Below are 26,910 nucleotides of genomic sequence, written 5' to 3' on the forward strand. Positions count from 1 at the left end.
TCAACTTCCTTGCCTCTAAATCTGCATAATACAATCAGCATACACAGTTCACTGACTGAGCAAACTAAGTACACCGAAAATAAAGCTGATTTTTAAACCCGACATTCGGAGGATTTTGAGTTCATTGGAACTCAGCAAGGTGTCTTCTGAGTAACTCAGAAGGCAGCGAGTAACTCGCCGCGCCTTGCCCTTGCAGGGAGCTGGGTATTCCTCCGAAGTCGGAATACCACTATGCTGTCGCAGGCTTAACGAGGTAAATTCAGCTTACTCAGAACTAAAATAGTGATATATGTAAAGCGATAGAATATAACTGTGGCATAATTATTTAAGAAATAGATACAAGCTATTGGTATTTTCAATACCTTTGCTTCATATACCAATTAATAGATTGGATTATGAGGAAATTAAATAGATTAAAAGTAATTCTCGTCGAGAAAGAAAAAACAGGGAAGTGGCTTGCCGAACAGCTTGATAAAGATCCTTCGACAGTATCGAAATGGTGTTCTAATAAGATTCAACCTTCTATAGAGACGTTAGATGAAATAGCTATTCTGCTAAATGTAGATGTGCGAGAATTATTAAATAAAAGTAAATTGAAAGTATGACAATACAGTCAGAACAAGCATTAGAGCAAGGTTTGATAAAAACACTAGTCTCTATGAATTATCAGAAGATTGAAATAGCAGATGAAAATGCTCTGATTGTCAATTTTCGTAATCAACTTAATATACATAACAATATCGAGCTTACCGATGATGAGTTTAATCGAATAATGATTCATTTGGACAGTGGCTCAATATTCGTAAAAGCAGAAAAACTTCGTAATCGCTTCCCACTCACTCGTGATGATGAGTCGGTAAAGTGGATTGAGTTCCTAAACACACAAGAGTGGTGTAAGAATGAATTTCAGGTTTCCAATCAGATTACCGATGAGGGTAGACGTAAATGTAGGTATGATGTTACGATTTTGGTTAATGGACTACCGCTGGTACAAGTGGAGCTGAAAAAACGTGGTGTAGAACTTAAACAGGCATACAGCCAAGTTCAACGCTACCACAAAACAGCATTCAAGGGACTATTTAACTATATTCAGATATTTGTCATCTCAAACGGTGTAAACACTCGCTACTTCGCCAATAATCCAAATCAAGGATATAAGTTTACATTCCCTTGGGCAGATTTCAAAAACAACCATATTGACAGATTAGATCTCTTTGCTGCGATGTTTTTTGAACAATGTACACTGGGGAAAATGCTTGCCAAATATGTTGTGTTGCACCAATCAGACAAGTGCCTGATGATTCTCAGACCGTATCAATTTTATGCAGTTGAGGCTTTGCTTGACAAGGTTGCTAACTCTGTCAAGAACGGATATATTTGGCACACTACAGGCAGTGGTAAGACGCTTACATCCTTTAAAGCGGCTCAACTAATAGCCGAAATGAGTGATATTGATAAAGTGCTATTTGTTGTTGACAGGCACGATTTGGATACCCAAACCAAGAAAGAGTATGATGCTTTTGCTCCGGGAGCAGTGGATAGTACCGACAATACAAAAGAGTTGGTGAAGGCATTGCAGGGCAAGAAAAAACTGATGATTACTACAATTCAAAAACTGAATAACGCAGTTCAGAAAGATAGATACAGTAAAGGCTTACAAGGGGTAAAAGATAAAAATATTGTAATGATATTTGATGAGTGTCACCGCAGCCAGTTCGGAGAAATGCATTCTAATATAACAGGCTTTTTTAGCAAAATCCGCTACTTTGGATTTACAGGAACCCCCATTTTTGCGGACAATGCCAACAATGGTTGCACAACAAAAGATATTTTTGGTGAAAGACTTCACGAATATCTAATCAAAGATGCTATTGCAGATGAAAACGTACTCGGATTCTTGGTGGAGTATCATGGCAAATGGAAACGAAAAAGTGAAAACGACAAACAGGTTAAATCTATTGATACAGCAGAAGTACTATTGAAGGATGAAAGGATAGCCTCAATAACCGATTTTATACTTTCCAACTATAACTCTTCGACATACGAAAGAGATTTCAATGCGATGTTGGCAGTTGGTGGAGTTAAAATGCTCATTAAATATTACGATATGTTTAAGAGTCGCAACCACGACTTAAAGATTGCTACGATCTTCACATATACTCAAAATGAAGAATCAGAGGACGAATTTACAGGTTTAGGGCAAGGATTTGTTTCTGTTCAAAACACCCGAGATATTTTAGAGAGCTATATCAAAGATTACAACGAGACATTTGGGACGGAATTTGACACAGACCATTTCGGGCTATACTACGATGATATCAATAAGCGAATGAAAAACCGTCAAATCGACCTCTTGATAGTCTCCGATATGTTTCTTACGGGGTTCGATGCTAAGAAACTCAATACACTTTACGTCGACAAAAACCTCAACTATCACGGTCTATTACAAGCATTTTCACGAACAAATCGCGTGCTGAATGAGAAGAAAAAATTTGGTAAAATCACTTGTTTCAGAGACCTTAAACAACAGACGGACGATGCAATAAAACTTTACTCCAATAACAAATCGTCAGAGGTAGTCTTAATGAAACCTTACGAAAAACTTGTTGAGCGATTCAATGAGATGGCAGCCGAATTTTTATCCTATTTCCCTACGGTAAAAAGCGTTGGCAACTTAGAATCAGAGTTAGACAAACGCCGCTTTGTCATTCTCTTCAGAGCAATGCTAAGACTAAGAAATGAGGTGAAGGGATATAATGAATTTGATGCAGAAGATCTTACAATTGAAGAACAACGATTTGCGGACTATCAAAGCAAATACCTTGATATGTCCAATGAGTTTGCTATTACCTCGGAAAAGGAAGATGCCGAAAGTATTCTGCAAGATATAGATTTTGAGTTAGAATTAGTGCACCGAGATATTATCAATGTGATGTATATTCTTGCTCTGCTTCAAGACCTCAAGCCGGAGTCTTCATCATATCCAAAAGACAGGAAAGCGGTTCTTGACACAATGGACTCCAACCCTGAACTGCGTTCTAAGATTGCCCTAATCGACAACTTTATCAAGTTGCATATTGACGGACGGCAAAGCAATGATTTACCTGCTGATATGGAGAGCGATTTGGATAAATACATTGCCACTCAAAAGGCTATTGCCATAGAGCAAGTTGCCACAGAGGAGGGGATTGATAGTACCCTATTGCACGAATATATTTCTGAATATGAGTATTTAGGGAAACCTAAAAACGAAATTATCAAACGAGCCATTGATCCGCTTAAATTATCATTTATGGATGCTCAATCCAAAAAAAAGAGTCTAATCGACAAAATGAAAGATATTATTAAACTGTTTAGCTGGAATTAAAAATATGAAATTACCGGAGCCGCAATCATCTACTTTTTCAGGCTTAATTAGCGATATTGAAAAAGGCCAAATTAAAATCCCTCAGTTTCAACGAGAATTTGTGTGGGATATGCAAAAATCTGCGAATTTGATGGATAGTATTATTAAAGGCTATCCTATTGGAACTTTCATTTTTTGGAAGACAAAGGAACGATTGCGCAGTGTTAGGGATGTAGGTAATATATCTTTACCAGAACCTAATAATGGAGATTTTGTAAACTTTGTTTTAGATGGGCAACAAAGACTAACCAGTCTTTTCGCAAGCCTAAAGGGTATAGTAATTACAAGAGAAAGAGGGCGGATTGATGACTATTCCAATATGTTTATTGACCTTAATGCAAAGGAAGATGAGCAAATTGCAATTACAGATATTGAAAATAAGACGAAAGGATCTTATATCAAAATAACCGAACTATTATACGGAGGACTTACATTTTTAGCAAGTTTCCCACCTGAATATCTGACTAAACTCGAAGAGTACAAGAAACGAATAGAAAGTTATTTATTTTCGATTATTTATTTGAAAGAAGCTCCTCTTGATATAGCAACAGAGGTTTTTACCAGAATTAATGTAGGGGGTAAAGATTTAACTTTGTTTGAAATAATGGTGGCTAAAACATTTGACTACGAAAGCAATTTTGATTTATCTGAAAAATACAACGAACTTATAGATAGACTTCGTCCGTTGAATTATGAAACAATATCCGATACAACAGTTCTTCAATGTATATCTACATTTTTAACCAAAGAATGCACGCGTAAGGAAATATTGAAATTAAATAAAGCAGATTTCATAAATTGTTGGAATAATGGTGTAAGTGCTATTGAATCTGCTGTTGAATATTTTATAAATTACTATAGAATCCCTGTTAGTCAATTACTACCATACAATGCTCTCATAGTACCATTTGCTTATTTCTTTTACAAGAATGTGGATAAACCAATAGGATTAAAACAAAAATATCTTCAAGATTATTTTTGGAGGTGTTCTCTGTCTGGAAGGTTTTCTTCCTCCGTAGAAACAAAATTATCTCAGGATATAAAAAGGATAGATTTAATATTGCAGGACGAATTGCCCAAATATGACTGGACTGTAGATATCTCCAAAGAATCAATAGAAAATAATGGGTATTTCAGCACGGGAAGAAGTTATATCAAAGCCATTTTGTGTATATACGCATATCATCAGCCAAAATCATTTAATGATGGTTCATTGATTAATATAAGTAACTATTGGCTTAAACAAGCAAACAGTAAGAATTACCACCACTTCTTTCCTAAGGCATATTTGGAAAAACAAAAAGTAGATTTTTTCCTTATCAACCATATTGCAAATATTACGATAGTCGATGATTTCTTAAATAAACGAGAGATAGGAGCTAAAGCACCTTCTGTATATATGAAAAAATTCATCAAGCAAAATGATGATATTGATGAGACTATGAAAACTCATTTGATTCTTGACATAGAAACTTTTGGTGTATTAGAGAATGATTACGATCGTTTTTTTAGATCTCGAATAAACGCAATCTGCAAGGAATTAAAAAAACGAATTATTGTGCAAGATGGGGATAAGATGAATCAAGTTTCAAATCCATCAGAAGAAGAAACTGAAAATTAGAACAAAAGACTTATGAGCGAAGAACAACAAAGAATATTGAAAGCACAGCTATGGAAGATGGCGTGCGAAATGCGTGGCAATATGAATGCCAGCGATTTTATGAATTTTGGACTGGGCTTGATATTTTATAAATATCTTTCCGAACGGATTGAGATGTTTATCAACGACCAACTTCAAAACGACAACACCGATTTTAGAACAGTTTGGGCTGATGGTAACGAGGATATAAAACAAGAGTTGCGTAATGTCGCCATTGAAGATATTGGCTACTTTTTGGAGCCTGAATATCTGTTTTCTACACTTGCGACAGATGCAAAGGATGGAAAATTTATCCTTGAAGCTTTGGGACAATCGTTCAAACATATTGAAGATAGTACTTTGAGTGCAGACTCGGAAGATGATTTCCAAAATTTGTTTGATGATGTAGATTTAACTTCTGTAAAGTTGGGGAAAACTGCAGACGACAAGAATAAGTTAATAAGCAATTTACTATTGGCTCTTGATGAGATAGATTTTTGTCTTAAGGATACAGAAATAGATATTCTCGGAGACGCGTACGAGTATATGATTGGTGAATTTGCAGCCGGAGCAGGACAGAAGGCTGGTGAATTTTATACTCCACAACAAGTGTCAAAAGTTTTAGCGCAGATTGTAACAGCCGACAAAGAACGAGTTCGCAATGTTTATGATCCTACATGCGGCTCAGGGTCACTCCTTTTAAGTGTTGCAAAGGAGGGTTTTGCCGAGTTCATCTATGGACAAGAGAAGAATCCGACTACCTATAACCTTGCCCGAATGAATATGCTACTTCATAACAAGCGTTATGACAAATTCGACATACGAAGCGGAGATACATTAGAAGATGATCAATTTGAAAACGAAGTTTTTGATGCAATTGTTGCAAATCCACCATTCTCAGCACAATGGAGTGCGGATAGTAAATTCAATACTGATGATCGTTTTAGTCGTGCAGGAGCGTTAGCACCTAAAAGTAAAGCCGACTATGCCTTTATTCTGCATATGATTCATCACTTGCACGATGGAGGTACGATGGCTTGCGTTGCTCCTCACGGGGTTTTGTTTCGTGGAGCTTCAGAGGGTAAAATCCGCAGGTATCTGATTGAAGCAAAGAATTATATTGATGCAATTATCGGACTTCCAGCCAACCTATTTTATGGCACGTCTATACCCACCTGTATTTTGGTGTTGAAAAAGTGTCGCAAAGAGGGAGATGATGTGCTTTTTATTGATGCTTCAAAGGGGTTTGAGAAGATTAAAACTCAAAACAAACTTTCGCCCGAACATATTGAGAAAATAGTTAACACCTATAAGAACCGTGCTGAGATAGAGAAGTATTCTCACAAGGCGACTATCGAAGAGATTGCTGAAAATGATTTCAATCTGAATATTCCTCGCTATGTAGACACTTTTGAGGAGGAAGAAGAGATTGATATTAAGGCTGTAATGAAAGAGATAAAAATGCTCGAAGCCAAAAGAAGCGAATTGGATAGACAAATAGATGTTTATTTGAAGGAGTTAGGGTTAGTGTTTTAGTGTAAATCCTCAATGCTGTTACAGAACGAAATATGACAATCGAGATGAAGAACAACAAAAATAATAATTGCAATTTCCCAACTTTGCGATTTCCAGAGTTCTCGGGTGAGTGGAAAAAAGATATTATTGGTAATGTTATATCTGTTAAATCGGAGAAATATAACCCTCATTCCAATAGGACAGAATTTATATGCGTGGAATTAGAGAGTATTAGTCAAGGGACGGGCGAATTGTTGGAGACCTTTAACTCCGCAGAACAAAAAAGCATTAAAAATAAGTTCTCTCCAGGAACTGTATTATTTGGTAAGCTAAGACCATATCTTAGAAAATTCTATTTGCCTTATTTTGAAGGAGTTTGTTCGTCTGAAATATGGGTAATGAGAAGCAATAAAATTGAACCTGCCTTTTTGTATAGTTTTATTCAAACCCCATATTTTATTAGTCTTGCGAACCAATCAAGTGGCTCTAAAATGCCAAGAGCCGACTGGGGGTTAATTGAAACCTCAAAAATAGCATACCCACCCAATAGTGCAGAAAGAGTTAAGATAGGAAAGTTCTTGAAGCTAATAGATGAGCGTATCGCAACCCAAAACAAAATAATAGCTCATTTAGAATCTCTAATTAAAGGGCTTACAAACCAACTTCTGATTCCAAATAGCAATTGGCAACCAACTACTATCGGACAAGTACTAACGATCAATCCAGGTAAGGACTATAAGCACCTTAAAGAAGGAAATATTCCAGTTTATGGTACAGGTGGCTATATGCTTTCTGTAAATGACTATTTATATGACGGTGAAAGTGTGTGTATTGGGCGCAAGGGTACAATTAATAAGCCAATCTTTTTAACTGGAAAATTTTGGACTATAGATACGCTTTTTTATACCTCCAATTTCAATTCATTATTACCAAGATTCGGTTATTATTTATTTAAGACCATTGATTGGCTCAAGTATAATGAAGCTTCAGGTGTCCCAAGTTTATCCAAGGTATCGATAGAAAAAATTCATATTTCATTACCATCATTAGCAATACAAAACAGCATATGCCGCTTATTAGATTCAATATATGATAAATTGGCTTTAGAGGAATCTGTATTAAATAATCACCAAACTCAAAAGGCGTTTATACTCCAACAAATGTTTATATGAACATCTGCTGAAGTAAATACCTTTTCTGTTTTTCGTATTGTTCTAGTAACCTTTTGTTCGTTATAAGTTGTTCTTCGTAAGCTTCAAATAAAACTACAATGGACTTTTGCATGACTATATCAGGAATATAGATATAGCACGATGACAGATTACTTGAAGTTATAGAGAACACTTTTGTTCCTTGAGCCAATCGCTTGATTTGGTCATGGAAATAATGAGAATTGAATGCAACCCTCTTGAAACCAAGAAGGGTTTTGCACTTTATATCTCTTCCATGAATAGTATGTAAGCCACATATTACACTTGCTTTGTGTGTTCTAATAAATTCTACGGCTTTACCAATCTCATCCGTATCTTCTGAGGCATCAGCAAAAGCCACATCACCAGCCTGACATAATGTGTATTGTTTGGGAACGTTGGCTGGCAGAATCCTTGGTAAAGAATCAGTATCAATTTCACTTGTTTGGAAACTATGTATTAAGCCATAGTGGAGATTTCTAATTTCACCTTCTTCATAGCTTAGCTGCCCCCATGACAATGAATTAGTCGAGTAGAATTGCATAAATGAGCGCAGATAAGTCTTTTGCCACAGAGGATTCTCTAAAAGAGTATCAGAAAGCCCTTTAATTAGAGATTAAATTTCTGCTTTGAATGCACTTGCGGAAAGTCTGTATTATCCAAAAAAGAGTCAAGAATTGTTAAAACTCAAGGGGCTTAATAGTAAATGGGAACAATGCTTTTTGAAAGATGTAGTTGAGAACTTCTGTCGTAGAAATAAATCGCATATACAATACCCTATGTATTCCGTGACAAATGACTTGGGCTTTGTGCCACAGTCGGAAAAGTTTGAAGAAAGAACTATGATGGGTGAAGATATATCTTCTTATAAAGTTATTAACAAGGGTGATTTTGCCTATAATCCCGCAAGGATAAATGTTGGTTCAATAGCTAAATATGAGGGAGATAATCCTTGTATGATTAGTTCTCTATACGTTTGCTTTAGACCTAAATACAATATATCTTCCGAATGGCTCCAACACTTACTCAAGTCGCAAAGGATGATATACAACTATAATTTATTTGGTGAAGGTGGGGTAAGGATATATCTATTCTTTCCAAACTTTGGACGAATTAAGATAAGTATACCACCTCTCGAAGAACAAAAAAAAATTGCGGCAGTAATTTCAACTATCGAACAAAAAATATCAGTTGAGAACTTTATTCTTGATAAATTGAATACTCAAAAATCATTCTTACTAACCAAGATGTTTATATAAACATCTTGGTTAGCAAATACTGTTTCTGCTTTGTATATACGTTTAAGTTTAATGCTTCTATACTGATTTCACTGTCAAACAAAGCTAAAAGATGACTTGCAACAATCAGCCTTTTTGTAATAACCGGAATGTTAATATTTAGAATATCATTACGACTTATTGCCGAAAATGTGCTTCCTTGCTCAATAGAGCCCCATTTAGCTTTAAAGTACAGTAAATATTGATATACATATTCGCTACATCCAGATTCTTTGACTTTAATAGCACAAACCCCTCTACCCACACAGGCAATCATATTAGACTTGGCAACATCCCCGACAGGAGCTCGCACTGTAAGTATAATATCACCTATATCACATTGCTTAGTTATGTCACTTGTCCACATTCTTGGAGAAGTAACACCTTCGAAAATATCTAAGTTTCCTTGAATCAATGGAAGCCCATTCTTTGTGTAATTATATGCCACTGAGGATGGGGACTGCCCCATAACAACATCACACATTTCACCAATTGAAGTATATTCGATAGATTTTGCAAAAAATAATTCCGCAAGTGCATTCTTTAATTTTTTATACTCCTCAATTATTTTGTTTTGGGTTGCGATACGCTCGTCTATTAGGGATAGAAGTGACACTATCTTTTGTTGCTCTTTTAGTGCAGGTAGAGACACAGATAGAGATTTTATACTTTCTCCATATAGGTGAATAACCGAACTTCCTTGCGCAACCCTTGCAATATCTAATTTACGAACACCATTCAATTGATAACTCAGAAAACGCCCATCATTTTGATATAACCTTATGATGTTTAAGTCTCCGCCTAACAAAACATCGTCATAAGGTACACATCTGGCTGTTGAGATATCAATAGCGGTTTCACCTGAAGATGGTATTATTACATCATTCTCTTTGCTTCTAACCAAATTTTTCGCGTCAATATCTGTTTTGCTTTGGACATCATTTATTACCTCTGATTTATAGGTTGTATATAACTCTCCATATAAAATGCAAGGAGTTCCAAAAAGCGAACGTTGTTCTTTAGATATACCCGCCCCCTTCGTGACCTCTGCAATGTCTCTTATGAAATACTTTTTCCACTCACCCGAGAACTCTGGAAATCGCAAAGTTGGGAAATTAACAACTTAAAATCCTCAATCTTAATTCATTTTCATATATTATAAATCAAATATTCTAAAATCAAAAAATATGAAACAATTTCAGGAAATCATACGCCTATGGCGTGAAGACAAAAAACAGTACGTAAAAACATCTACAATTTCAGCGTACACACTACTAATCGAAAACCACATTCTGCCAGCCTTTGGAAAGGCAGATAGAATCAATGAGGCAGATGTGCAAGAGTTTGTTTTTGAGAAACTAAATTCCGGCTTGAGCCAAAAGTCGATCAAAGACATTCTTATAGTTCTGAAGATGATATTAAAATTCGGAGTTAAGAATGGATACTTTGAATATACCCAGATTGATATAAAGTTCCCGACCCAACGAGAGAGGCAAGAAATAGAGGTTTTAAGTAGAAGTAATCATAGAAAAGTCATATCACACATTCAAGAAAATTTTACATTCCGCAATCTTGGTATTTACATCTGTCTTTGTGCTGGAATGAGAATAGGCGAGATATGTGCTCTCAAATGGGAAGATATTGATACCGAAAATGGTATTATAAGCGTTAAGAAGACTATTCAACGAGTATATATGATTGAGGGGGAAGAGCGTTATACCGAACTTATTTTAGATTCCCCTAAGACCAAAAACTCTATTAGAGACATTCCAATGACAAGAGACCTATTAAAGTTGTTGAAACCACTGAAGCGCATTGTGAATAATAATTATTTTGTACTCACCAATGAAGCTAAGCCTACTGAGCCACGCACCTACAGAAACTATTACAAACAATTTATGCAAGAGATCGGAGTACCAATACTGAAGTTTCATGGACTTAGGCATAGTTTCGCAACTCGTTGTATTGAAAGTAAATGCGACTACAAAACTGTTAGCGTTATATTGGGACACTCGAACATTAGTACAACGCTAAATTTGTATGTTCACCCGAATATGGAACAAAAAAAGAGATGTATAGACCAAATGGTAAAAGCTTTGAAATAGAAAGAGTCAGGCTGTTCAATAAAAGAACAGCCTTTGGCTTTTGCATAGTCCCTAAATTGTTTTAACTTTGTAGCGAAGTTGTTTTAAGGTACGCAAAGCACAGATTATCAATGCAGCTTTACTTTTGCCAAATCGTTACCAACAACTTATTACTTCTCAATTACAATCTATCATTCAGATAGATACAAGTAATTTTCTTATCCTCTGCAAAGATAAAAATAAACTATGAATGCGGTTTCTACTATTCATGAAAATCTGCAAATCTCTATGTTTTCATATATCAAAGTAGTACTGCAACTATAGATATTAAGATTAAATAGCAATACACCTTATTTTTGATGATAAGTGTGTCTGGTCTGGATGGATAGTCTTTACTTAATATTGCTTTCTATTTGCTCAAAAATCTTTCTTTTTTGTGACGCATACCCTATTTTTTTCTTTTGTGATAGAAGTTGTTTATTGTATATATATGCAAAAGGAAAATGTTTTTGAGAGTCTGAATAATATGTTATTCACTTTTCTGCCCATAGGAAGTGAATAACGTAGTTGCAAAGAGTTCGTTCTTTGCCGGCAGAAAGTTAATTCTTTGTTTATACGAAGTTAACTTCTTGTCGGCGGCAAGTCGGCAGATGATCGACAGTAGTCTTTTTTCTCCTTGAAAAGCGGCTGAAAGTACCGGATTTTCTCTGGTTACTTCTCAATTTTGATTGGCGCAAATCTGTGAAAATGTTTCTCTTTTGTGTCGATCTCTTTAATGTTGTCTCTGTGTTATGTGCTTTTTGCTGTCTTTATTGTAATATGTACTTTGTTTTTGTTTCTTTCTGTATTTTTCTAATGCTGATTTACGGGCTTTTTCCAGCTTCCCAGTCAGTCGGGCAGGAAAAACAAATTCTATCGCAGGTAAGATATACAATTTGACAATTGTCAGATTCTTGCTCCGACCGTTTATCGAAAGTATAAGTCAATCTCTTTTGATTAAAGATGCAGCAGGGATGTATTCTTATATTCCTAAGCAAGCACAAGTACGCATTCGTTTCATGTCTTTCTATAATGTATATACTTTTCTTATCTGTCACATGGGGCGTGAGATGTCGTTTTTCATGTTGTCCGGACTGTTCAGAGACCCGGTTATGCGATATTCCGTGGTTTCCATGCCCTACTGGGGAAGCCGGATAAGGTGTTTTTTACCTTTGGCGGGAGAAAAAGAAAGAGAGGTGATACTTCAGAAATCGTCCATTCCATCGGTGAAAAAACGGTATTGCACATTTGCAGCACCCCGAAAAGGGGAGGTGCTGCAAAAATGCAACGCTGATTTTTAGGTTATCTTCAGGGCGGAGGTTACATTTGTCCTACCCTTTATGGAGGGAGATGCAAACAAAATGTATAAGATTATTTAAGATAGTGAAATTGGGAAGCTGCCAACATATTGATAGCAGGTGTTGTTTTACTTTTGTAAACCAGTTAAAAGTAAAGAAGAAGATGACATCAATTACACCACGGCTCAATCGCTCGCGCGAGGGGCGTGATGGCAGTTATCCGCTTGTGATACAAATTATTCGCCATCGAAAGAAGAGAGAGATTTATACGCCTTACCGTTTCTGGGAGGCAGAGTTTAACACCCGTTTAGAAATGGTGGAGAACGTCGGAGGCAATCGCCGTCGTCTGCTCATTGTCCGCGAAGCCAATGAATACCTTATATATATAAAGAAGGAGTTGGAGGCTATTTGCGGATCGCTTGAAGCGGATAAGGGGAGTGCTTATACGGTGGACGACATTGTGAACGTTTATAACTACCACAATGATCTGAGCCAGGTGTTGGTATATGCCGACTCGGTGATTGCCGGGCTGGAGAATAAGGGACGTCAGGGTACGGCTGCCAATTATCGTAGCGCCCGCCGTGCGTTTGAGATGTTTTTGGATGGCAGTCCTTTTTCGTTTGAGGAGTTGACTCCCGAAGTGCTGGACCGCTTTGTCACCTTTCTCCGTGAGCGGGGCAACCGGCCCAATACGGTTTCGTTCTATCTCCGTCAGTGGCGTGCCATCTACAATCGTGCCTGCGCCGATCATGTGGTTTTTTCCGATCAAAAGCCTTTCCGACGGCTGAACCTCAAAGAGGAGGTGACATCCAAACGCGCCATCTCCCGGGAGAAGATTGCGCAGATCGAATGTGTCGACCTTACTGCTTGTCATGCTGATATGCAGCTTGCCCGTGACCTGTTCCTGTTTAGCTTCTATACGCGCGGAATGTCTTTTGTAGATATGTGCTATTTAAATAAGGAGAACCTGCAGGGAAATTATCTTCGGTACAAACGGCAGAAGACAGGGCAGGAGTTACAGATACGCATTGAAAAAGATTTGCGTGTGTTAATCGACAGATACGCCAGCCCTTTGTCGGACTATCTGCTTCCAATGCTTCGAAACGGTGACCGTTATCAGGATTATCGGCGCAGGCAGCGGAGGCTTAATAAACTGATTCGTGAATTGGGCGACCGGTTACAGTTGGATATGCCACTCACATTTTATGTGGCGCGCCACTCATGGGCGACACTCGCTCACGAAAATGATGTGCCCGTCTCGGTGATCAGCGATTGTATGGGGCACACATCGGAGAAGACTACCCGCATTTATCTGGATCGCATAGACACTAAGCGGCTTGACCGGGCCAACCGGTTGGTGATTAATAGTCTGCGGTAAAGAGGTGGAAAAGAGGGATAAAAAAAACTCTTTCTTATAATGAAAGAGCTACTCAAGAGATTCTTCTTATCTCAGATACATGTCGCAAAGATACGCATTAAATTATTAATTAAACAAGTATTATTTTAATTTTTTTTATTTCTAATGTAAAATATTTATTTTTCTTCTTTCACTTGGATAAAAAACTCCCCGGTACACCTTCTTTCTGTCTCCCGACCTCTTCAAGAAAGCATACGATGTATGTCTACTGTTTCTTTTTCAACGGTTTTTCATCTGTCTGCCTCCACTGCTGCAAACACATGCCGTCACCTATTCACAATAATGATAATCTGTTAATAATCAATTAATAACAGATTGTATATTTCGTTTTGTGATGCTCTTTAACAACCTTTTTCTTTTATGTTTCTGAAAGCGTTTCTGAGTCAATATTAAGTAATGTATTATTGATCAATGTATTACATTCATACACTTTTTCTTTGTTTCTGAAAATAAAAAAACTCAGAAACATTTTCAGATGGGATATGAAGTAACTTGCTGTATTATAAATGATTATAATATTTATGAAGTCATTCTCCCTTTCATTATAAGAAAGAGCCGCATAATTATCAAACAAACGGCAAATATGAAAAAAATACTATGCATATGGGTCTTAACCGTTACTTTCCTTGGGGCATTTCCTGCTTTGGCCGACGCCCAGCAATGGGGATTGACTGCCAATGGTCTTTATTGGGCGACAGCTACTCCGAATATAGGTGTGGAATATGCCTTCCATTCAAAGATGAGCATAGCAGGACTTGTTCAATATAATCCGTTTACTTACGCTAAAAACCGGAAAATGAAACATCTTGCCGGGCAGTTGGAGTATCGTTATTGGCTGAGTGATGTGTTCAAGGGGCATTATCTGGGTGTACATGCCACGGGCGGTATCTTTAATTTTGGTAATCTCCCTTTGGGTATCCTCAAAGACTATCGTCTCGAGGGGCAATTGTATGGTGGCGGACTCACCTACGGTTACCAGTGGATCATCAGCAACCGGGTCAACATTGGCGTCGATATCGGATTAGGATATCTCTATGTTGATTACGATAAATTCTATTGTCCCACTTGTGGGGAACGTGTCGATCACTACCGGACCAATTATCTGGGGCCTACCAAGGTAGGTGTATCCATTATTTATCTGTTAAAGTAGGGGAGGACAGGCTATGAATATCAAACAGGTAATTTTCATAAATATCTCATTTTTCATCTCTCTAACAGTGTTAGCAGCAGATAGGCCTACACAGCCTGTCCGTACTGAGGTGTATCGCTTGGAGCGTCTTGACTCTGTTCTGCTGGTCGATCTGGCTGTCGACCTGACAGGGGTGCACCTGGCGCCGGACTGTACGGTCTATCTGTTTCCGCTACTCGCTTCGGAGAATACCGGTGATTCGTTGTCTCTTCCTCCCATTGTGCTCAACGGCCCCCAAAGCGATCTGATGTATCGCCGGCGTCGGGCTTTGGGTACAACTTCGGGATTGGAGAAGATTACTCCCTACACCGTGCTGCGTGAGGGAGACCATGCTTTGCCTCGCATCCATTATCGGACTGAGGTGCCTTATGCGGCATGGATGGACGATGTTAAAGTATGGATGCGCGACACGAATTGCAATTGTGATGCCCGTCTGGTACCTTTTGCCATGCATACGGAGCATATACCGCCGTTGGTTGTGGAACGGGTGGATACGATTGTAATACATGACACCATCCGCCTGGCTTCTGTTGCATCCGGACAGTCGACCGTAGCTTCGGATATTCCCCTTCGTAAGAAGGTGACCCGTATTCAGGCCGGTTATGAGGCTGATATTTATTTTCCTACGAATGAAATGCGTATTCTTCCCGATCATGAGTTGAACCGTGCTTCATGGATGCATTTCGTTAACCAAGTGGATTCTATTGAACAGGATAACCGGAATTCCATATCGGGAGTTACCGTTACCGGTTACTCTTCTCCCGAAGGATATACTTCTAATAATGAACGTTTGGCTGAAAAACGTGCCAAGGCCCTTCAAGCGTTCCTGGAAAATAAATATGGCGAACGTATGGAGGTGGCAGTCGAGTGGGTCGGTGAGGATTGGAAACAGTTTGAGAAAGATATAGAGGTTTCTGACCTTCCGGAACGTAATGAAATTCTTTCAATCCTGCGTACTGTGAGTGATAGCAATCAACGGAAGAGTAGGCTGAAGGCACTGAATAAGGGGAAAACATTCGGAATTCTGCTTCGGGAGTATTTTCCGAAACTCCGTCGGGTGTCATGTCGTATTAGATACGTAAAATAAGAATATGAAAAGAATGTATTACATAGGATATATGCTCTGCTTGTTGCTTGCCGGTTGTGTAGTCGGTGAGAAAGCGGACGGCCTGTTGGAGCAACGTCTGTCTGATCGTACCCTTTTGGTCTATATGGGAGGGGATAATGATTTAGCCGACGAGACCGACGAAAAATTGTCAGCGTTAACAGAGGCGTGGGACAGGTTTCCGGGGCATCTATTGATTTATCAGGATAAAAAAGGAGCGGATAGTACCCGCTTGCTAGAGGTTTGTTTGGATGAACAGGGAGAAAAGGTAACAAAAATATTGGCTAAGTATAAACAGGAGAATTCAGCCGGTGCCTCCGTGTTCGCACGGGTTGTCAATGAGGCTATGGCCCGGTATCCTTCCGTTGATCCGGGATTGATCGTATTCTCCCATACCAGCGGATGGTTACCGTCGGGGACGGCAGTGGTTCCGGCCGGTATTACCCGCTCGGTTATCAAGGACAATCATTACGAGATGAGTTTACAGGATTTTGCTTCAGCCATTCCGGACGGGCAATTTAATTTTATCCTTTTTGAAGGGTGTTTTATGGCCGGGCTCGAGGTGGCATACGAACTGAAAGATAAAACGCAATATATTGTGGGTTCATCAGCCGAAATGCTTTCACCGGGTTTTACTCCTGTCTATCAACAAATGTTTCCGTTGCTTTATAAAAAAGAAGCGGATCTTCCGGCAGTGGCTGCTGCCTATTACGATTATTACAACAGTATGGAAGGCGACAATCGTTCGGCTACCATCAGTGTGATTCAGACGTCCGGCCTGGAAATGTTGAAAGTTCAACTTCGGGCGGCCGAGAGTCGTGTGGAGCGTTGGGAATGGATAGATCGTAGCGGATTGCAGGCTTTTGACCGCTTATCGGACGGGCGGCATCTCTTTTATGATGCTTCGGCCTATATAAAACGGATTGGAAGTGTTGAAGAATCTGCTGCTTTTGACGAGGCTCTGGAGCAAGTTATCATTTATAAAGCAGCCACGGAGAACTTCATGCCGGAGAGTGTAGGGGGATTTACCATTGACGAACATTGTGGCATGACGTTGTATATACCCGATGCTACTGTTCCCACATTATTGACCGAAAGAAAGAAACTGAAGTTAATGCAATAGTATACATAGTTCAAATTAATTAGTGAATGGTAATAATAAAATTAAAAAAACTGATGGAAAGGAATATTTGATTAACGAAACAGACAGTGACGGTTGACAGATCGATGGAACAGGGAGTATCCGCATTTTTCTCTCTGCTTTTTTCCTTTCACAGTTCGAAAGAGAAAAAAGGAATATCCAAAGCGGATAAAAGTATAAACTATTCGAACTTATATCTATAATTAAATTTTTTAGTAACATGAAATTAAACAAATTGTTTACGTTTACATTGGCAGCCCTTGCGATGGCTGCATGTAGTAATGATGACGAACCGGGTATTGATAAAGGTGGTCAGAAAGGTGAATTGATTGATGCTATCAGCATTGCTTTTACCAGTTCTTCAGCTCCTGCTACCCGTGCAGACAAAGGTGAGATAGAAGGAGTGGGCACTGAAAATAATGTATATGTAGCCTATCTCTTTGCTAAAGAGAATGATCCCCAGCATGAAGGTGCAAAAGTGGGTGACTGGACTGTAAAGCGTGTAGCTGGTGATAGTAATACAGACGATAAGGATGTTGCAGCTGCAATCGGTGAGGGCGATGTGGCAACTCCTGGGACGAAGAAAAATATGTGTACGTTCAACGGTGTACGCCAGGGAGATAGTGTTTATGTGGTTGTGAATGATCCTCAGATGACCCTTGCTACCGCTCAGACATTGGCGCATCAGGGTGACAAGTCGGAAGCCGCTATCCGTGCGTATATCTCTAATCTCTCTAAAAGTTATCTGAATGATCTGACCGTTACTAAAGACGGGACGCAGGGTAAGAAGTATATCATGGCAGGTGTATCGGCTATTCCTACCAACCCGAATATCCCGAACGGATCTACCGTGAAAGTTTCGATTCCTCTGAATCGTGAATTAGCCAAAGTATTCTTTAATGCCTCTGTTACTACCAACCCCGTATACGAGGCTTATGGTAAGATGGCAATTAAAGATGCAGTATGGGAAAATCCGACAGGTACTAAAGACCCCGATGGTATTGTCGTAGTACGTATTCCGAGACGTGTTTCTCCGTTCACGGCACAGGCTCGTGACTGGTATTTCCCGCAGAGTGCGGATGCAACTGCTAAAGACTGGGATGTGGAAGGTTGGTTGAAAGCATTTGCAGGTGAAAGCCAATCTGTACCCGGTACTGCAGAAGTTCCTGGAACGACTCTTGCATTGAATAAGGGAGAATACAATGCAGATGCGAAAGAATATCGTCTGACATGGGTTGTAGGTGAAAAAGCATTGGCTGATGGAGCTACTCCTGCAGCTGCTTCGATGGTATACGTTAAGAGTGACAAGTTATATTCTCCTTATTTTTATGTAACTCCTAACTATGCCGACAATGCCGGTTGTGCTACTGTTGTAGTTACTCAGGCTACTTATATCGGTGCTAATACTCTGCTTGAACCGACTATTACAGAACAGATGTTGAGCGAAGCTTTGGATGATTCTGATTTCCAAACTGCTACTTCTACTGACGGAAGTGTCAAGTATGATAAATTGGCTGCTGATTTTTGGAATACTGGTGCGAATGTAGCAGCATTGGTTGCGTTCCTGGAAAAGAATGCGACATATAAACTTGCGTTGAGAGGTGAAACAGATCCAAGTAAGAAAGAAGCTGCTATTACGATTAAACCTAACGATAAACGTTACTATCGCGCTGATGTTGCCAACTATAGCGATGACGAAACAACTTCAATGAAGATTACCGAACGCAACACATTCTATCATATAACAGGTACCATCACTACACTGGGTGCCAAGAGCATTGAAGATGCTATCAATTCGGATAATATCGACATGCTTGTACAGGTAGTTGTTAAGCCATGGAAATATGTTGTTAACAATATAAATATGTAATCAGAACCTCTTTTTTATATAATCCGGGGCGGATGGAAAGTCCGCTCCGGTTGATATCTTTTTCTTGTCGGAAAGAGAAGAATACGAAACTAAAATGAAGAAATTGCTACCGATACTTTTAGGGGTTACCCTACTGTTGAATTCATGTATTAAAGATGATATGGATGCTTGTGCCGGATATATGCACATCTATTTCAGCTATATTTATGGTGGAGCCAACCGCTTTTTTGAGACGGTTTCTACTCCTACGCAACTTCATTTTTATAAACAGAAGCATAAATATCGGGAGTTGGAAATAGCCGTGGATGAAATAGGACTGACCGAACCTTATCGCTTCCTGAAAAACTTTGATGATACGGATAGCCTGGAACTGATAGCTTGGACACAGGATGAGGCGATTGATTATGTGGATACTCCTGATACTCCCATAGGAGAGGGGTATGTGAAATTAAAAGAAATTACCGATGGCAGCGGAATCTGCCGACCTGTTGACGACCTGTTGTACGGACGCATTGCCATAGATGCCGGTTTGCGCGAAAATCGCAATATTGTAACCATTCCGTTTGTACGTGCTGTGTGCCGTACACGTATAACGATGATTCCTCAGACAGTAGAGGATCAGGTCGTTGAAGAAGGAGGAACGACGCGTGCTGCAAGCAGCATTATTCCTTCACCCGAAGATTTTAAATTCCACCTTTACGGTACGCGTAGCGGTGTCGATTATAATAATAAAGCAAATGCGGATGAGGTAGTACTTGAGCCCCAGTGCTATTACGAAGAAAGTACCGGAAATGTGCTCACACCCTGGTTCGGTTCTTTTTCTTCAGAAGGAAAGTATCTGAAAGTGAATGTGTTTATTCGTGATGAACAGGTCGCTTCATTCGATTGCGCACCTATCGAGTTGACTTCTGTTCCGGGCAACTTCATTGATCTGGTGATTGACGGACATTATGTGAAGCCCGTTATGCAAGTTCGTGTCAATGGCTGGAAAGTGGCGACAATAGAAAGTAATATGTAGGCAAGTTGATAAAAGGAGAGTATAGCATGAAAAGAATTCTGATATGTCGATTGATGGTGTTTCTGACCGTGGCTTTGGTTTCGTGTTCGGATGATACTTCCGAAAGTATCCCTCAGAACCCGGATAAGGATATGTACCTCCGTGTGAATGTTCCCCGCACTTATGCTTCCGGAGCTGATGAGACAGATAGTAAAGAGACGGTGATTAACGGCATTGACGTATTGGTATTTGCTCCGGGAACAGCCTCCCAGAGCGGATTGTTTCTGAAATCGGTATCCGAAGGAACACCGGTTACCGGTAAGAATACGTTTCAGGTGACTATGCCTGTGGGGGAAGGATTGGAGGTACATGTATTTACGAATTGCCATGAAGAGTTGGTGCGTAGCGGTGCCTATAAAGGACTGGGCATGAAGATGGACGCTTTACTGGAAAAGATGATATCTAAGGTAGAAAATAATTCGACAGGAACTGACTGTTTGCCGATGCACGGCTTTTTGTCAGGTGTCACTGTAGCGAAAGAATCGGTGGGTAAAACGCTTAGCGTACCGGTGCTGCGTTCCGTAGCTGCTGTCCAGGCGAAAGTGGATGAAGCGCATACGGGAAATCCGGGTGAGTTGTTGGATAGCGAGGGTAAAGTGATTTTTAAGTTGCGTGAGTTTTATGCTTATTTCCCGGCAGATAGCGGTAGGCTGGCACCGTTGAAGGAGGTTTATGAAACGGCAGTCGCCGGTTCGGAAGAGGAGAAAAAGACCCGTAACGTCGTTAAAACAACTTTACCCGATAAATTGGGTGTCCGTCCGATAGGGGATAAGCTTTTCCTGAAAAGTGAGGCTCCCGTGGCACTTGCGGGGCCGCTCTATCTATACGAAAACACTTATTATTCGGATAACGGTTTTGATCAGCCCGGATCTGTTGCCGGCAATACCCAAGTGGCTACTACCCGTCTGGTGGTAGGCGGAGTGTATGGAGAGGATACGGAAGTCAGTTATTACCGGATTGACCTGACAGATCCGGACGACCCGAAAAAATTGGTTGAAATATTACGTAATCATAAGTATACCTTTCAAATCATGAATGTCTCGGGATCGGGCTATGACAATCCTGACGATGCGGCTGTAGGGGTTCCGATGAATATCTATGTAAAAGTGATTGACTGGATCGATGTAAATACCGAAATTGATTTTGACCGTGAGAACTGGTTCTCTTCGGCTACAAAGAAGATTGTTTTGTCCGGCTATGCAGATTCACAAAAGTCGGTTTCCATAGACAGTGATGTCACATTCGGTCCTTTCTGGCAATTGAGTTTTAACACGTCGAGTACGGTTAACGGTAATGCTTCGGTTGTGCCTGTAACGGTGGCTGAAGGTGCTGCATCGGCTATGATCTCCAATGACCGTTATGAAATAACCGTTACTGGGAATACTCTTACCGTAAAGGCTAAAAAAACTTACGGAGATCTTCCTGCCGGGCAGGCTTATGATGACGATTTCTATATAAAAGTAAAGAATTTGACGGTGCATTTTAAACTGACTCAAGTGGATCGTTCACCCGATGATTGGGGAAACGGCGGGACTCAGGAAGATGAACTGTAAAAATAAACATAGATTAGTTGACTCATGAAACGATTGAAAAAAAATATGCGGCAAGGATGTATGCTTTTAAGCGTATTTTGCTTGATAGGGATCATAGCCTGTTCAGGTGAAGAGGGACATGATATACAAATTCCTGATCCTGTCATTTGTACGCTGAACTATACCATTCCCGATGCTGAAATACCGGATACCAGAGCGTCCGATACGGGAGGGAAAATATCTGTGGCCCGTCCGGAAGAAAGTGCGATAAAGGATGTGAAACTTTTATTCTTCATTTATGACGAGCATGGTAACGGTTTGTATGCCGGCTCGTTAGACGGAACCGTAGATGGCAATCACCTGGCTAAAACAGGAAAAATATCGGTGACTATACCGGGAAGCGGAAGCATTGACAATCACACGGATTACGATGTATTGGTACTTGCCAATGCTTCGGTCTATTTTTCCGGAATGGATTGGGATGCCTATTGTGCCGGACAGACTGAAAATGCGGTACGGGTACGACTCCGGGGAGAGATGCCGTTGTATTCACCAACGGACAGGACCTATAAGGTTACGGACGACTGTTTGCCCATGAGTGGAATCGCATTCAAAGAAGCGGGAAAAGATATGAGCGTTCAATTGCTGCGTGCCGCTGTACGCATAGATGTACGGGTGGTTGAGGATAAAAAGGGGACGGTTCTCCTGAAATCGGCTGTACTTCGTAACGTTTCACCGGACATACCTATGTTTAATGATCCGCAGGATGCGGCTTTTACTCCGTTGACATACGCGAATACGAAAAGTGCACAGGAGCAATTCAGCATCATAGGCGGTTTGTATGCTACCGAAGTATTGCGCACCCTGCATACTCCTTATCTGAAACAGACACAGGCAGTATGTTTGCTCTTGGAATGTGAAAAATCTTCTTCTTCTTGCAGTGGATGGTATCGGGTGAATATTAATATCGATACAGATGATGTCCAGTATTTGCGGCGTAACAATGTTTATACAGTAATTATTAAGGATATTTTGAGCCAGGGGGCTGATACTCCCGATGATGCTTACGGAGTCGGCAGCTTTGGAGGCATACAAACTGTTACTGTTCCTACGGATTGGAAAGTTCCTGACGGGATAGTGACTCCACCGGATGTAGAAGTGAATTGAATGGTTTCATAAAAAATAATCAGAACGATGAAAATAAAGAAGTGTAAAATAGATTGTTTTCAGAAATCCTGCATTCTTCTGTGTATGGCGCTCTTCTCCTGTTCGCAATATGATTGCGTTGTTCCGGATAACGGAAAAACAGGAGAAGGGGAGCGCGCTTCTTTAGGTATAGGCGGTGTTTCAACGGGGCGGTTAGAGGTACTTACGCGTTCGGTGACTGCCGAACTGACTGCTGCGACTGATGCTATCGGTATATTTCGAAAAGAAGATACCGGAAAGGGTTATGAGCCCGTTCATAACAGAAAGTATACGTATGGAACTCCACTTTGGGAGACAGACGGGGAAGAGGTGGTGTTGATCGATGAACCGGCGGAACTGACGGCTTATTATCCTTATAGAGAAGATGGGGCGAGTAGCGTAGGGCTGAGCAGTGAGCTCTATGTGGCTTCGAAAGAGATTTATTATTGTCCTTTTAAGGCCTCAAATTCAACCGGGCCCATTACACTGAATTTACGCAGGGCCTATGCGCTGCTGAGATTCAATTTTATCAGGGGGGTAGCAGATGGGACTCCGACTTCTGCCAAAGGAGAGTATACCGGGGACGGGAAGATTAGCTCATTTACCTTCAAGGCAACCTTACGGATTGCCGGAATTCTGGATCTGTTTACCGGAACTGTTGAAGGAGAAGCGCGGGAAGTGACGTTCAATTATAACGTTCCGATCAGTATCGGGACCACTGCGGCTCCTGCCGTTCTGGATTATATGGTGGTACCTTCTGACTTTACCGGAGAGCTTTCTTTTACATTGATGGTAGACGGAAAGGAGATGAAAGGTAAAATCAGCGCTTCGGACCTTTGCGGTACAAGTGGAAAATTGGCGGAAGGGACAAAATATGAGATAAATGCCATTATTCGTCCTACTGAAGTAGAGATAGGGACTGTGAAGGTGGAAGAATGGATAAGGGAGGTGGTCAAAGACCCCTCCGGTGATCCGTTTGTGCCGCAATAAAAAGACAGAAAGGAATAATTATGTTTTTAAGAAAGCAGATAAAGATGAAACAGATGCTGACAAATATCGGGATGGGAATATTGCTGACAGCCTGTGGCAACGGAGGGATGGACCCGGTGGATACCGGCGGGGAAGATGAGTATGTTCCCGTCAGGGTAGAAACCGTTACGGACAACGGCATTGGTACACGTGCTGTCACTTTGTCGAATGCCGCTATCGGAATATTCCGTACGGCACCTTATAGCGCTACGTTTCCGCAACAATACGATGTGGAGTGCATTCACGACGGAACTCCATGGAGCCTGGCAAGCAAGATATATGTCGGGAGCACGGATGCTTCTTTGCATGCCTATTATCCTTATGGTAAGGTCACTTTCGGCGCTAATAGTACGGTGACTGCTCTGACAGTGAAAGATCATACAGCGGATAATGATTTTTGTTATGCTGACGCTCCTCTTACGGCAGTCAATAACCGTACGCCGGTTGCCTCCTTCTTGCTAAAGCATGCTTATGCCGGTTTGAAGTTCAGTATTGCTTGCCATTCCACTTATCCGTTGAAGAAGTGCAAGTTGACCAGAATAGTGATGCAACCTGTAACGAGTGGAAAAACATTTTATGTGGAACGTAGCATGGATATCAGTAAATCCGCTGCGGATGCGGGGCAGTTGGGAGGGAGTACCGCTTCCGGTTGGAGTCTGGATACATCTGCGCTTGCTGTGGGGACAACGGGTATCGCCCAAGGAAGTACGGATGAGAGTATCAGCAAATTGTTTCCTCCACAAGATTTTGAGGATGATACCCGGCTGATATTGACCATTGATGGTAGTGAATATTCCGTGACGATTCCCTATAAAGTTTTGAAGGCTCTGAAAGCCGGATATTTATCTACCATTTCTCTGGAGATCAAAGGTACGGGAGTAGATGTCTCGGGAGTAAAAGTATATCCGTGGGATACTTCTGTTGTACCCGGAGGTGACAACGATGCGACTTTAGATTAATAACTGATTGTAACAAAAGGATAGTAATGAAAACCAAGTCTGATATGAAACCATTTATAATAGCTGCTTTATCGCTGACTTTGCTGGTGGGTTGTGGTAATGATGATTTTCCGGCAGAAGAACCGAAAGTCCCTCTGGAGATTACTTCTGCGTTTGTAACGGGGGATGTGCAGACGCGTGCTGTTACGCCGGAATTGCTTACATCAGGTTCGATAGGAGTTTTTTTGGAAGGCCGGTCCGGAACCGGTTATGACAAAAAAGACAATATACAGTATGATTATAATGTAGGCTGGAAACCCAAAACGGAAACGATTTACCTGGGTGGGGAGGATGCCGATGTATGTGCTTATAAGAAAACAACGAAATTAGATTTATCCGCTAAAGAGGCTGTTCCCCTGGTCTCTCAGATTTACGATGCTGAAATCGATTTGGTATATGCAACCAATCAAACAGTGAACGGTACTTCTGCCGGTAAGAGCGTTGAATTTACTATGGGGCATGCTTATTCGCAGATCGAATTTGTCTTTAGCAGAGAGGATTATCCTAATACATGCAAGGTGACTGAGATTACTGTAGAGAATGCAAATATTATTAAGACTGCTACGTTGAATCTGGCAACGGGAGGCTATACACCGGTAACAGTGGAGAAGGTCAGTTACTGGACAAATGTGGCAAAACACGAAGATGGTATTGCGGTTCCTGAATCGGGGACTGTAAAAAGTAATGTATTGATGATTCCCTGCACATTGGCGAATGCCGGAGGTACGGGGGTAACACTTGAATTGAAGGTGGACGGTAAGCTGATGACAGTTCCGATTGCGCATGATAAATTAGGGGCATTGACTGCGGGTGTTATTCATCAGATCAGCTTGAAGTTAAAAGGAACTGCACTTGAAATCAGTGTGAAAGATACTCCGTGGGATAATCAACCGGTGGATGGTGAATATAATCCCGAACCATAAAATGGAAGAATCATGAAACGAATTTATACGCATAATCCGGGTTTTCGTTTGGCAGGATGTCTGTGGCTGATGTGCCTTTTAATGGTAGCCTGGAGCTCCTGTTCGCAAGCGGAGGTTGCAGACTCCATTGAAGGCGGGAATGGAGAGGCACCTCTTGAAGTACGGGCTGTAACCGGCGCGGAGGTTGACACCCGTGCACCCGCTGCTGTAGAGATGACCGAAGGGACATTAGGAATTTTCCGTTTAGCCGAAGCGGATTATACGGCATTGGATAATATTCGTTATGACCGTGTGCCGGGGGGAAATTGGCATCCGGTTTCCACAGTGATCTATGTGGGCGGTACCTATGCCAGGCTGTGTGCTTATGCTCCCTATAACTCTGTGGAGTTTAAAAATAGTTCGTTGAAAACAGAAGCCGGCCTGACCATGCAGACTTATGCGGTGGAGAAAGATATGCGTTTTGCTGTCAGTGGGGGAGATGAAGTCTGGAAAAAGACTCCTACTGCAAATTTTGAATTGAAGCGTGCTTATGCCCGTTTGGTATTGTCTGTGGTACGGGATGCCACGTATCCGAACACATGTAAGATAACGCAGGCAAAAATAAAGGCTTCTACCGGAAATATAATCACAGCCAATACGGTTGACATCAGTACCGGAACCGAAGGAAGTGGAACACAAACACCTCAATATACTCATACTGTGACGACCGGTTTAAAAGACGGATTTGAGATCGGGGTCACAGATGATACGAGTTTTGACTGGCTGCTGCCCCAACAAACTTTTTCCGGAGGCGTAGTTCTGACACTTACGGTGGATGGCATGGATTATTCCGTCACTATTCCGGTCGATAAACTGAGCACATTTGTAAGAGGTACTAAATATACTGTGTCATTGGTTGTCAAAGGTGGAAAGTTAACTTTGATGAGTGACAAAATCCTGATTGACAGGGATTGGACAGAGGTGCAGACAGGGACCGGAGGCAGTGGCAGTGATTATGATACCAGTTTTAATTAGAA

General features: G+C 40.7%; 22 protein-coding genes. 20 read left to right on the top strand and 2 right to left on the bottom strand.

Features of this window, described 5'->3' with window-relative positions:
- Positions 1–395: 395 nt before the first annotated feature.
- The 5 genes from BF9343_RS08535 to BF9343_RS21605 are packed head-to-tail and all read left to right on the top strand — an operon-like array spanning position 396 to position 7,732.
- Positions 396–605 (top strand): helix-turn-helix transcriptional regulator, encoded by a 210-nt coding sequence (locus BF9343_RS08535; RefSeq protein ID WP_041926205.1) that lies wholly within the window; start codon positions 396–398, stop codon positions 603–605.
- The gene (locus BF9343_RS08540) at positions 602–3,367 is read left to right on the top strand and encodes a type I restriction endonuclease subunit R (RefSeq protein ID WP_010992700.1); all 2,766 of its coding nucleotides are present in this window, start codon (positions 602–604) and stop codon (positions 3,365–3,367) included. Before BF9343_RS08535 ends, BF9343_RS08540 begins: the two co-directional genes overlap by 4 nt.
- A 4-nt stretch (positions 3,368–3,371) precedes the next feature.
- A complete protein-coding gene (locus tag BF9343_RS08545; RefSeq protein ID WP_010992701.1) occupies positions 3,372–5,027 on the top strand; it encodes a DUF262 domain-containing protein in 1,656 nt (551 codons plus the stop codon).
- Between the two features lie 12 nt (positions 5,028–5,039).
- A complete protein-coding gene (locus BF9343_RS08550) occupies positions 5,040–6,581 on the top strand; it encodes a type I restriction-modification system subunit M (RefSeq protein ID WP_010992702.1) in 1,542 nt (513 codons plus the stop codon).
- A 44-nt stretch (positions 6,582–6,625) separates the two neighbouring features.
- Positions 6,626–7,732: a restriction endonuclease subunit S gene (locus tag BF9343_RS21605; protein WP_050757546.1), complete on the top strand. Its 1,107-nt coding sequence runs from the start codon at positions 6,626–6,628 to the stop codon at positions 7,730–7,732.
- On the opposite strand, the gene BF9343_RS08560 is transcribed toward BF9343_RS21605, so the two are convergent.
- Complete coding sequence (locus BF9343_RS08560) at positions 7,725–8,294, bottom strand: restriction endonuclease subunit S domain-containing protein (RefSeq protein WP_050757547.1); 570 nt, start codon at positions 8,292–8,294, stop codon at positions 7,725–7,727. The genes BF9343_RS21605 and BF9343_RS08560 overlap by 8 nt on opposite strands.
- 85 nt (positions 8,295–8,379) lie before the next feature.
- Between BF9343_RS08560 and BF9343_RS08565 the strand changes: the two genes are divergently transcribed.
- The gene (locus BF9343_RS08565; RefSeq protein ID WP_010992705.1) at positions 8,380–9,009 is read left to right on the top strand and encodes a restriction endonuclease subunit S; all 630 of its coding nucleotides are present in this window, start codon (positions 8,380–8,382) and stop codon (positions 9,007–9,009) included.
- On the opposite strand, the gene BF9343_RS08570 is transcribed toward BF9343_RS08565, so the two are convergent.
- Positions 9,002–10,132 carry a restriction endonuclease subunit S gene (locus tag BF9343_RS08570; RefSeq protein WP_010992706.1) on the bottom strand — a complete coding sequence of 377 codons (1,131 nt, stop codon included), beginning with the start codon at positions 10,130–10,132 and terminating at the stop codon, positions 9,002–9,004. The two genes, BF9343_RS08565 and BF9343_RS08570, sit on opposite strands and share 8 nt — an antisense overlap.
- 82 nt (positions 10,133–10,214) lie before the next feature.
- On the opposite strand from BF9343_RS08570, the gene BF9343_RS08575 reads away from it, so the two are divergent.
- The 14 genes from BF9343_RS08575 to BF9343_RS08640 all read left to right on the top strand — a co-directional run bounded on the left by BF9343_RS08575 (position 10,215) and on the right by BF9343_RS08640 (position 26,908).
- On the top strand, positions 10,215–11,132 hold the full coding sequence (locus BF9343_RS08575; RefSeq protein ID WP_010992707.1) for a tyrosine-type recombinase/integrase: 918 nt from the start codon (positions 10,215–10,217) through the stop codon (positions 11,130–11,132).
- A gap of 971 nt (positions 11,133–12,103) precedes the next feature.
- Positions 12,104–12,451, top strand: coding sequence for a hypothetical protein (locus tag BF9343_RS08580; protein WP_224223168.1), 348 nt, complete (start codon positions 12,104–12,106; stop codon positions 12,449–12,451).
- Positions 12,452–12,611: 160 nt separating this feature from the next.
- Complete coding sequence (locus BF9343_RS08585) at positions 12,612–13,826, top strand: site-specific integrase (RefSeq protein ID WP_010992709.1); 1,215 nt, start codon at positions 12,612–12,614, stop codon at positions 13,824–13,826.
- Between the two features lie 514 nt (positions 13,827–14,340).
- Positions 14,341–15,015, top strand: a complete 675-nt coding sequence (locus tag BF9343_RS08590; protein WP_008659543.1) for a DUF3575 domain-containing protein — start codon at positions 14,341–14,343, stop codon at positions 15,013–15,015.
- 13 nt (positions 15,016–15,028) lie between these two features.
- Positions 15,029–16,141, top strand: a complete 1,113-nt coding sequence (locus BF9343_RS08595; RefSeq protein WP_010992711.1) for a DUF3868 domain-containing protein — start codon at positions 15,029–15,031, stop codon at positions 16,139–16,141.
- Between the two features lie 4 nt (positions 16,142–16,145).
- The gene (locus tag BF9343_RS08600; RefSeq protein ID WP_010992712.1) at positions 16,146–17,282 is read left to right on the top strand and encodes a clostripain-related cysteine peptidase; all 1,137 of its coding nucleotides are present in this window, start codon (positions 16,146–16,148) and stop codon (positions 17,280–17,282) included.
- Between the two features lie 238 nt (positions 17,283–17,520).
- Positions 17,521–19,170, top strand: a complete 1,650-nt coding sequence (locus tag BF9343_RS08605) for a DUF5029 domain-containing protein (RefSeq protein ID WP_010992713.1) — start codon at positions 17,521–17,523, stop codon at positions 19,168–19,170.
- 94 nt (positions 19,171–19,264) lie between these two features.
- Complete coding sequence (locus tag BF9343_RS08610) at positions 19,265–20,188, top strand: FimB/Mfa2 family fimbrial subunit (protein ID WP_005794914.1); 924 nt, start codon at positions 19,265–19,267, stop codon at positions 20,186–20,188.
- 26 nt (positions 20,189–20,214) lie between these two features.
- Positions 20,215–21,780: a fimbrial protein gene (locus BF9343_RS08615; RefSeq protein WP_032575238.1), complete on the top strand. Its 1,566-nt coding sequence runs from the start codon at positions 20,215–20,217 to the stop codon at positions 21,778–21,780.
- A 45-nt stretch (positions 21,781–21,825) separates the two neighbouring features.
- Entirely contained in the window at positions 21,826–22,926 is a 1,101-nt protein-coding gene (locus tag BF9343_RS08620) for a hypothetical protein (protein ID WP_172579071.1), read from the top strand.
- 27 nt (positions 22,927–22,953) lie between these two features.
- Positions 22,954–23,934 carry a fimbrillin family protein gene (locus BF9343_RS08625; protein WP_010992717.1) on the top strand — a complete coding sequence of 327 codons (981 nt, stop codon included), beginning with the start codon at positions 22,954–22,956 and terminating at the stop codon, positions 23,932–23,934.
- A 53-nt stretch (positions 23,935–23,987) separates the two neighbouring features.
- Entirely contained in the window at positions 23,988–24,932 is a 945-nt protein-coding gene (locus tag BF9343_RS08630; RefSeq protein WP_010992718.1) for a fimbrillin family protein, read from the top strand.
- A 26-nt stretch (positions 24,933–24,958) separates the two neighbouring features.
- On the top strand, positions 24,959–25,894 hold the full coding sequence (locus tag BF9343_RS08635; protein ID WP_010992719.1) for a fimbrillin family protein: 936 nt from the start codon (positions 24,959–24,961) through the stop codon (positions 25,892–25,894).
- 12 nt (positions 25,895–25,906) lie between these two features.
- Positions 25,907–26,908, top strand: coding sequence for a fimbrillin family protein (locus BF9343_RS08640; RefSeq protein ID WP_005800512.1), 1,002 nt, complete (start codon positions 25,907–25,909; stop codon positions 26,906–26,908).
- The last annotated feature ends 2 nt before the right edge of the window (positions 26,909–26,910 follow it).

It is taken from the genome of Bacteroides fragilis NCTC 9343 (assembly GCF_000025985.1).
GTDB classification, from domain to species: Bacteria; Bacteroidota; Bacteroidia; order Bacteroidales; family Bacteroidaceae; genus Bacteroides; species Bacteroides fragilis.